We start from the raw sequence: 9103 nt of genomic DNA on the forward strand, positions 1-9103 counted from the left end.
GTGAAAGCTGGATGGTTTAAAAAGCCAAACAATAAAAAATGGGTTATGATGAAAGAAAAAGCAGGCGGAGGTGTTATGCTTGACCTTGGTATAAGCCTGCTTGACCTTGCATTGTGGATGGCTGGATATCCGGAGGTCAAAAGCGTAAATTCCATATGCTACAAACATCAAACTAAATCAGTGGAGGACAGCGCGATTGTTTTCTTGAAGTTTAAAAACGAAGCGACATTATTTATCGATGTAAGTTGGTCATACGAATTTGAAAACTCAATATTTTATTTGCATATATTTGGAACTCAGGGAACTGGGGAATTAAACCCGTTCAGAATTTATAAAGATATACAGGGAAACCTTGTCAATCTTGCACCCCAAAAGATGGATAGACCTGAAACTCTTTACTGGAAATCTTATGAAAATGAGCTGAAGCATTTCATCGGAGCGGTGCGAAATCTTCATCCCCTTGTTTCAAGCGCAAAGGATGCCCTTTATAGAATGAAAATTGTTGATGCGGTGCCCTGCTCGATGAAACCCTTCAGCAACATAGAATCAGGCCTAAATCTTAAATTCATTCCAACCATAATTTTTCTATCTTTTTCTTGTTCAAGGGCTTTTACAACGGACTCAGCTTCTTTATAATCCCTTGCCAATGGTCTTTCAACGAACACATCTTTTCCAGCCGAAACGCAGGCTATCGCCATTTCAGCGTGAAGATTTGTAGGTGTTAACACTTCAACAGCTTCAATTTCCTCAACTTCTTTAAGCATCTTTTCATAATCTGTGTAAAAGTATGGCACATTGTATTTTTCTGCTAACATCTTTGCCTTTGCCTTATCTGTATCGCACAGGGCAACGATTTGTGCGTTTTCAAGTTTTGAAAGTATGGGAAGATGAACCGCTTGTGCTATACCGCCAAGACCGATTATTCCAAATCTAACTTTCTCCATTGGTCATTTCTGTATTTTTTGAGAAATCAGAGTTCTTTTAAATTTAAATGTTTCGAGAATTTTTTCAACTATTCCATCAGGGTCAAGCTTTAGCATCTTCCAAAGCTCCGCCTGTGTCCCATGCTCAATGAATTCATCAGGTATTCCATGAATCAAGAATTTAACATTTTTAACACCTTTAAATGACGCATATTCAAGGACGGCGCTTCCAAATCCACCAATTATTGTATTTTCTTCAACGGTCACAACCTTATCAAATTTATCAAAAATTTCATCTAAGAGTTTTTTGTCCAACGGTTTGACGAATCGCATGTTTATAACCATCGCATCAACTCCAAATTCTTTAAGTTTCTCCGCAGCTTTTAGACTTGGATACACCATGCTTCCTATTGCAAGTATCGCTATATCTTTTCCTTCTTTCAATACCTCAGCTTTGCCAATTTCAATTAGATCAAACTCTTCTTTAAGTGGGACCCCAATGCCATTTCCTCTTGGATATCTGATAGCTATTGGACCTTTATTGTAAATCGTTGCGGTGTAAAGCATATCCCTGAGTTCGCTTTCATCTTTCGGAGCCATTACCACCATTCCGGGGATAAGCCGTAAGTAGCTTAAGTCAAAGGCACCGTGGTGAGTTGGTCCATCTGCTCCAACAAGCCCGGCTCTATCAAGAGCAAAAACTACATGAAGATGTTGAAGTGCTACATCATGAATAATTTGATCAAAAGCCCTTTGTAAAAATGTCGAATAAATCGCACACACTGGGATATATCCTTCGGTTGCAAGCCCTGCTGCAAATGTCACCGCATGCTGTTCCGCTATTCCAACATCAAAAAATCTCTCGGGGATTTCATTTCTTAAAATGTCAAGTCCTGTTCCTTCGGGCATCGCTGCCGTTATGCCCACAATTTTGCTGTTTTTCCTCGCAAGCTGGACAAGGGCTTCACCAAAAACTTTTGTATAGCTTGGGGGTTGGGGTTTATCGCTTTTATACATCTTTCCTGTAATTTTATCAAATGGCGTCACCCCATGGTATTTTGGTGCGTCGTCCTCGGCTGGTTTATAACCTTTGCCCTTTTGAGTTATAACATGAAGAAGAATTGGACCGTTAAGGTTTTTTATTTCACTTAAAATCTTTATAAGTTTCGGGATGTTGTGACCATTTACAGGACCGAAATATCTAAAGCCAAGGGCTTCAAAAAGCATCCCCGGGGTTATTATTGCCTTCACTCCACCCTCAACTCTCGCTGCAAGTTTTCGGATTCTATCTCCCATTCCATCAAGTTGTCCAGTTAAGTCCCAAACAAATGACTTGAACTTATTGTAATGTGTGCTTGCAATTAATTCTGTAAAATATTTTGAAACTGCCCATACATTTGGAGAGATTGACATATTGTTATCATTTAAAATCACGATTAAATTTTTCCTCAACATCCCAGCATTGTTCATCGCCTCATATGCAAGCCCAGCAGTCATTGCACCATCCCCAATTATTGCGACCACTTTATAATCCTCACCGTCAAAGTCTCTTGCTGTTGCAATCCCTAAAGCAGCTGAGATTGATGTTGAAGCATGCCCTGCGCCGAAAACATCGTAAATGCTTTCACTTCTTTTTAAAAATCCACTTATCCCTTTGAATTGTCTTATGGTGTGAAAAACATCTCTTCTTCCTGTGATTATTTTATGCACATAACCTTGATGCCCTGTATCCCAAATTATCTTATCTCTTGGAGCGTTAAATACATAGTGGACTGCTAATGTTAATTCGACAATACCTAAACTTGCTCCCAAATGTCCCCCAACCTTTGAGATCGTATCAATTATGAATTCCCTTATTTCTTTCGCAAGGATCTCAAGCTCTTGTATACTTAATCTTTTTAAGTCATCTGGGGAGTTTACTCTTGGCAAGACGCTGTAATTTGCTTCAACCTGTGGACTTTTCAAATCCATTTTATATTATCGCCCCCTTAAATTTTGTTGTTAAAATCATCAAAATCGATAAGCGTAAATCCTTGAGATTCATCTTTAATTATTTTCTTTATCCGAAGTTCTGCCTGCGTCAATTTGTGGAGACAATATTTTGAAAGTTTAATTCCTCGCTCATACATTTCAATTGCTTCTTCAAGCGTCACTTGTCCAGTTTCAAGTTTATCAACTATATTTTGGAGTTCTTTTAACGCTTGCTCAAATGTTAAGTTTTCAAGTGAACTTTCTGTTATTTCATTTTTCTTCGCCATATTCTTTCACCACCCCTTTTATTATTCCATCTGATAGTTTTACATTAAACTCGTCGTTTAATTTAAGTTCTTCTTTGCTGTGGACAATTTTTCCGTCTTTATAAACGATGGCATAACCCCTTTTTAAGGCAAGTTCAGGGTTTAGCGATTCAAACCTTTTAAGCCATTGTTCAAAATTATTTTTTATCAATTCAAATCTATGCGACATTGCAATTTCAAGTGCTCGTGTTAATTCATCCAACCTCATCGTGTATTGTCTTAACCAATCGATCGGTCTGTTAAAGGCATAACTTTTCGTTAGATGTTCAACCTCCTTTTTGGCATTTTTTATTTTTTCAATCGTAAGTTGATGAATAGTATACCAAAAATTTCGGATATTTTCAATAACATCATCGCGATTTTTCACAACAAGTTCAGCAGCGGCTGACGGCGTCGGTGCCCTTAGGTCTGCGACGAAATCGCTTATGCTATAATCAATTTCATGTCCAACCGCGCTTATTATCGGTATCTTCGATTCAAAAATCGCTCTGGCGACAATTTCCTCGTTGAAAGCCCATAAATCTTCAATTGAACCTCCACCTCTTCCGACAATTATCACATCAACTTTGCCGTAGAAATTTAAATCCCGAATTGCTTGTGCTATTTCCTCAGCTGCTCCGTCTCCTTGAACTTTCACAGGGTAAAGAATTAATTCTACCGCTGGGAAACGACGCGAAATTATATTTATCATATCTCTTATCGCTGCACCTGTCGGGCTTGTGACTATACCAATTCTATTTGGGTATTCCGGGATTGGTTTTTTAAATCTGGCATCAAACAGTCCTTCGGCAGCGAGTTTCTGTTTTAACATTTCAAACTTTATCTGGAGCTCGCCGATTCCAAGTGGTTCAATGAAATCAACTATAATTTTATATTCCCCGCGCGGTTCATATATTTCTATTTTGCCATGAACAAGAACTTTGTCGCCGTCTTTATAAGTGTAATTTTTTAAATATATATCGGCGTATCTCTTCCATAACGCTGCATCTATCGATGCATTTTCATCTTTGAGTGTGAAATAAACATGTCCGGATGCGTGAATTTTATAATTTGATATTTCACCTTGGAGCCATATATCTTGAAAATTTGGTTCAACTAACTTTTTAATTTGATATGTTAGCTCGGAAACAGTTAGAATCTTTTCCTTTGAAATAAGCGGGAAATAGTTATACATAATTTTTCTTTTAGACCAAGTGTGTTTTCGCTTTGAAAAATTTAAACAACTCAAAGTTTAAAAACAATCTAAGCGAGCTTTCAGCCGGAAATATTATAAACGCACAACCTAACATTCACCTTCTTTGACAAATCGAAGGTTATTTCTGTAGAAAAAATAAAAAGGTCGCCGGGAAATAACGGCGACCAATAAGGAGGTTAAGGAGGAGGAAATTAAGTGCCTGCTAATTCAAGAAGGTGTTCCCACCTTCTATCAACTTCTTTTTGTATCTCTTCTACAAGATGTTGATATTCCGGTTTCAAAAGATGCGCAAATCTACCTTGAGTTTTAAGCCATTCAATAACTGGTTTCTTTTCCCTTGGCTTGTAATTTATTTTATACTTCCCATTTTCAACTTCATAAATTGGCCAGACGCAAGTTTCAACTGCAAGTTTCGCAATTTCAATTCCCTTTTCAGCAGGATATCTCCAACCAAGTGTACATGGTGCGAGTATATTTATGAACTTCGGACCTTTGATTTTTAAAGCTTTTTCAACTTTCATGTTTAAATCTTTCCAATTATGCACAGACGCCTGAGCAACATAAGGAATTCCATGTGCTACCATTATCTGTGTCAAATCTTTGGGGAATTGTTTCTTTCCAAATTCAACTGAACCAACTGGAGTTGTTGATGTTTGAGCTCCAAATGGTGTTGCGCTTGACCTTTGTATTCCTGTATTCATGTAAGCTTCATTGTTATAGCAAATATATAACACATCGTGTCCCCTTTCAGCCATTCCAGATAAAGCTTGAAATCCAATATCGTAGGTTCCGCCATCTCCACCAAATGCGATAAATTTTATCTCTTCATTTATTTTGCCCTTTTTCTTTAATGCTTTATAAGCAGATTCAACACCGCTCATAACCGCTGCAACATTTTCAAAGGCAACATGAATGTAGGGGACATTCCATGCAGTATAGGGGAATATAGTTGAAACAACCTCCATACAGCCCGTTGCAAAACCAACAACAATTGGATAATCAGCGGATAAAGTCACCTGCCTTAATGCAACAGCTGGCAGGCAACCTGCACACGCTCTATGACCAGCTGTGAATTTTACCGTTCTTTGTGATAACTCTTTTAGATTTGCCATTTTAGCCTGCGATGTTAATTTTTGATTTTTAACTTAGCTTTTTGCTCAATGTAATTCTCTTCACCACGCACCCCAACATAACGAGGTAGATTCGGAACCTCGCCTGAAATTCTAACCTTTTCAAGCTCGTTGAAAATTTTTATTATATCCTTTGGAGTGATATCTCTTCCACCAAGCCCATAGATATAGTTTACAATTGGAAGATTTGAAAGACTTGTTCCCTGCAAAGATGCTTTAACATCGAGACAAACTGGACCACACGGTGAGCCAAAAGCAATCGCTCTGTCCATCACGCCAACCACTGACGCATTTGAAAGAAATTCTTTTATTTCATCCCTTGGGAAAGGTCTGTAAACCCTTATTTTTAATCCTCCAACTTTTAAACCTTTCAATCTCAACTCATCAACTACATCTTTTATGGTCCCAGCGGTTGAACCAAGAGAAATTAAAATTATATCAGCATCATCGATCTCATAAGGTTCAACATAAGAATACCTTCTTCCACTGATTTTGTAATACTCTTCGTCTATCTCTTTTATAAGTTTATACGCGTTTTCCATTGCCTCCGCTTGTGCTCTTTTATGCTCAAAGTAATAATCCTGTAAATCAAGCGGACCCATCGTCACAGGGTTTTTAACATCCAAAAGCTTATATTTTGGGTTATACTCACCTATAAAGTTTTTAACAACATCGTCATCAAGAACTTCTACCCTTTCCATAGTATGACTTATTATGAAACCATCCATTGTCACCATCACCGGGAGAAGGATATCTGGATGTTCCGCAATCCTCACTGCGATAATGGTATTATCGTAAGCTTCCTGTGCATTCTCTGAAAAAATTTGTATCCATCCAGAGTCCCTCGCTCCCATTGTGTCTGAGTGATCGCCGTGAATGTTTATAGGGGCGCTCAAAGCTCTATTTACCACAGGCATAACTATTGGTAATCTCAGCCCAGCTGCGATGTAAAGAATTTCCCACATTAACGCAAGTCCTTGTGAACTTGTCGCTGTCATTGCTCTTGCACCAGCTGCACTTGCTCCAACCGTTGCACTCAATGCACTATGCTCTGATTCAACAAGAACCATTTCGGTATCAACGAGGCCATCGGCGACAAATTCAGTGAATCTGTGCATTAATTCCGTCTGAGGTGTAATCGGATATGCAGCGACGACATCGGGATTAATCTGCCTCATTGCCTCTGCGACGGCTTCATTTCCCGTTAAAGCCATTACTTTCATTTTTTACCTCCAAATAAAATTTTTTGATTATTGATGTTCAAGAACCATCGTTATAGCTTTGCTCTTATCGGGACAAACTTCAGCACAAATTCCACAACCTTTACAATGCTCATAATCAAATCCAATGAGTTTACCATCTTGAACGATTATTGAATTATCGGGGCAGTAAATCCAACAGATTAAACAATCGTTACATTTTGATTTATCAAGGACTGGTTTAAATGTCCTCCATGAACCAGTTTTATATTTGATGGCGTTTCCTGGTTCATCAATTACAGCTCCGACTGGGAGCTCAAACCATTTTTTTAGTTCATTCATTCTCCTTTTACCTCCTCAAATGCTTTTTTTATCGCTTGGACGTTGCCTTCAACGACTTTATCACTAAACTTTTTGCTGAATTTCTTAACTATGTTTTTCAAAAGTGTATCAAGGTCTAAAACCCCTGTAACCTTTATCAATGCACCGAGCATAACAGTATTTGGAATTGGCCTACCTATTGTGTCAAGGGCTATTTTTGTTGCGTTCACTGTGTAGATTTTGCCTTTCTTTATCCCAAACTGTTTGCGTATTTGTTCAGGACTTTTTTCTGTGTTGATGATTAAAATTCCATCCTCTGGCATTCCCTCTGTTACATCAATAGTCTCAAGTAATGTTTGATCGAGAACTACTACAACTCGTGGATTTTCAATTCCACTATGTATCCTTATCGGTTTATCATCAATCCTTGTAAAACCTTTTACAGGTGCTCCCATTCTCTCTGGACCATATTCGGGAAATCCTTGGGCAAATTTACCTTCTTCAATCGCTGTTTCTGCAAATAGCATTGCTGCTGTTTTTGCTCCTTGTCCTCCACGACCATGCCATCTTATTTCAATCATTGCAAAATTTCGGACTTAAATTTTGTTTTTTCTTGAAAAGGAAATTCAAAAAGCGTGCCAAATCATAAAAAATTGCAAGATAATAACTTTGGAATCTATTCGAGGTGTAAATTTGTCTCAAAAATTCAAGTAGTGGCAAAGTGAGGCATTTTATTGTTGGATGGAGCGAAGAAGTTCAAAATATTTTTTTATCAAGGCTTCGTAATCTTTGTGATAGTTTTCTCGAATTGATTTTAAAAGGTCTTGAAAGATTTTTTCCTTTTCTTCTTCAAACTTTAATTCAGCGGGGCTTTGCCTTGTTATGTTTTGTCCGGGTCTTGACTCGCGTTGTTTTTCAAAATCACGTTCATGAATTGAACGCTGAGCATCAAGAAGGCGCGAAAGAATTCTGTCTTGCTTTCGGATTGTCTCCTCATTTAGATTTCCCGATTCAAGGTCGCTTATAACTTCCTTCATTTCCTCAGCGATCTTATTCATATCACCAAGAATTCTGCCTTTATTCCCTGAAAGTTCAGCTTCTTTCATCAATTCTTGTAGTGACTTTCGGATGAGTTCTTGTTGAGCTGCTAACCTTGCCATCTCTGCTTGTTGCTGAAGTGAAAGTTGTTGCATTAGCTCTTGGGTTGCTTGATTTAAGCCCAACTGTTGCATCGCAAGTTGGTTTAACTGCTGAAGCAAAAATTGTAATCCGCCTCCAGCTCCACCTTGCATCATTGCCTGCATCGCATTTCCAAGCTGGATTATTGCTTTGTTAAGTGAGTTCATCGCTTCAGTTTGAAATTTTGAAGAATTTGCGTTATCCCTCGTTGAGAGCGATTCAATCGCACGATGCATGTTCATTAAGGCGGAGCCAATTTCCCGGCCCATATCTGGGGTTATTGCAAATGTTTTCTGCGAAAGCTCAATCAATTCACTTGCAACCGAATTTAACCCCGAGAGCAAATCCATTTGCTCACGTGCAAGGTCATGAAGCTTTGAAGAGCCCGGCGATGAATTTTGAGTTTCACGTTTTATCTCTTCTTGCTCTTTTGAAAGCGTAAGCAGATCTTTTTGAATTTTTTGCATCTTTGAAATTATCTGACGCTGTTGATTCTGCATTAATTGCTGTTGGAGTGATTGTAAACCACTTTGCATCTGCATAAGCCCTTCCGAAAGTTCAAATTGAATCTGCCCAGCCTCCTTTAAATTCCCAGACATTATCTTTTCTCCAGCCTTGTCAAATTTCTGACCAAACTTTTTCTCCTTTATCTCGTTTAAAATTTTTTCGAGTGAATCTAATGGCATTTCATTTTTAAACTCACCCATCCTTTCCTTTAAATTCTCAAGGTTTTCTTCAATTTTTTCTACTTCCTCTTTTAACTCCCTTTGCTCATCGCTTAATTGTTTAAGTTGAGATTTATTCTTTGGGTTTACAAAGATGCGACTTGCGTATAAATTAAACTTTTCAAGATATGTTA

9 protein-coding genes and 1 pseudogene are annotated in these 9103 nt (G+C 38.2%); 1 reads left to right on the plus strand and 9 read right to left on the minus strand.

From position 1 onward, the window contains the following. Positions 1–468 (plus strand): annotated as a pseudogene (locus tag AWW78_RS10780) (Gfo/Idh/MocA family protein); the annotation flags it as partial. A 17-nt stretch (positions 469–485) separates the two neighbouring features. On the opposite strand, the gene AWW78_RS08975 reads toward AWW78_RS10780, so the two are convergent. The 9 genes from AWW78_RS08975 to AWW78_RS10610 all read right to left on the minus strand — a co-directional run. Further along, complete coding sequence (locus AWW78_RS08975; protein ID WP_075426238.1) at positions 486–944, minus strand: Gfo/Idh/MocA family protein; 459 nt, start codon at positions 942–944, stop codon at positions 486–488. Between the two features lie 3 nt (positions 945–947). After that, entirely contained in the window at positions 948–2894 is a 1947-nt protein-coding gene (gene dxs / locus AWW78_RS08980) for a 1-deoxy-D-xylulose-5-phosphate synthase (protein WP_047134934.1), read from the minus strand. Between the two features lie 17 nt (positions 2895–2911). Next, complete coding sequence (gene xseB / locus AWW78_RS08985; protein ID WP_047134935.1) at positions 2912–3181, minus strand: exodeoxyribonuclease VII small subunit; 270 nt, start codon at positions 3179–3181, stop codon at positions 2912–2914. Further along, the gene (gene xseA, locus AWW78_RS08990) at positions 3165–4394 is read right to left on the minus strand and encodes an exodeoxyribonuclease VII large subunit (RefSeq protein ID WP_047134936.1); all 1230 of its coding nucleotides are present in this window, start codon (positions 4392–4394) and stop codon (positions 3165–3167) included. The genes xseB and xseA overlap by 17 nt, the downstream gene beginning before the upstream one ends. Before the next feature lie 212 nt (positions 4395–4606). After that, a complete protein-coding gene (locus AWW78_RS08995) occupies positions 4607–5527 on the minus strand; it encodes a thiamine pyrophosphate-dependent enzyme (RefSeq protein WP_047134937.1) in 921 nt (306 codons plus the stop codon). 14 nt (positions 5528–5541) lie between these two features. Further along, positions 5542–6768 (minus strand): pyruvate ferredoxin oxidoreductase, encoded by a 1227-nt coding sequence (porA, locus tag AWW78_RS09000; RefSeq protein WP_047134938.1) that lies wholly within the window; start codon positions 6766–6768, stop codon positions 5542–5544. 27 nt (positions 6769–6795) lie between these two features. After that, positions 6796–7086 (minus strand): pyruvate synthase subunit PorD, encoded by a 291-nt coding sequence (gene porD / locus AWW78_RS09005; RefSeq protein WP_047134939.1) that lies wholly within the window; start codon positions 7084–7086, stop codon positions 6796–6798. After that, positions 7083–7646 carry a 2-oxoacid:acceptor oxidoreductase family protein gene (locus AWW78_RS09010; RefSeq protein WP_047134940.1) on the minus strand — a complete coding sequence of 188 codons (564 nt, stop codon included), beginning with the start codon at positions 7644–7646 and terminating at the stop codon, positions 7083–7085. The genes porD and AWW78_RS09010 overlap by 4 nt, the downstream gene beginning before the upstream one ends. A 150-nt stretch (positions 7647–7796) precedes the next feature. After that, a partial coding sequence (locus tag AWW78_RS10610) for a DUF4175 family protein (RefSeq protein ID WP_047134941.1) occupies positions 7797–9103 on the minus strand: 1307 nt, incomplete at its 5' end.

This window comes from Candidatus Kryptonium thompsonii (genome assembly GCF_001535985.1).
GTDB lineage: Bacteria > Bacteroidota > Ignavibacteria > Kryptoniales > Kryptoniaceae > Kryptonium > Kryptonium thompsonii.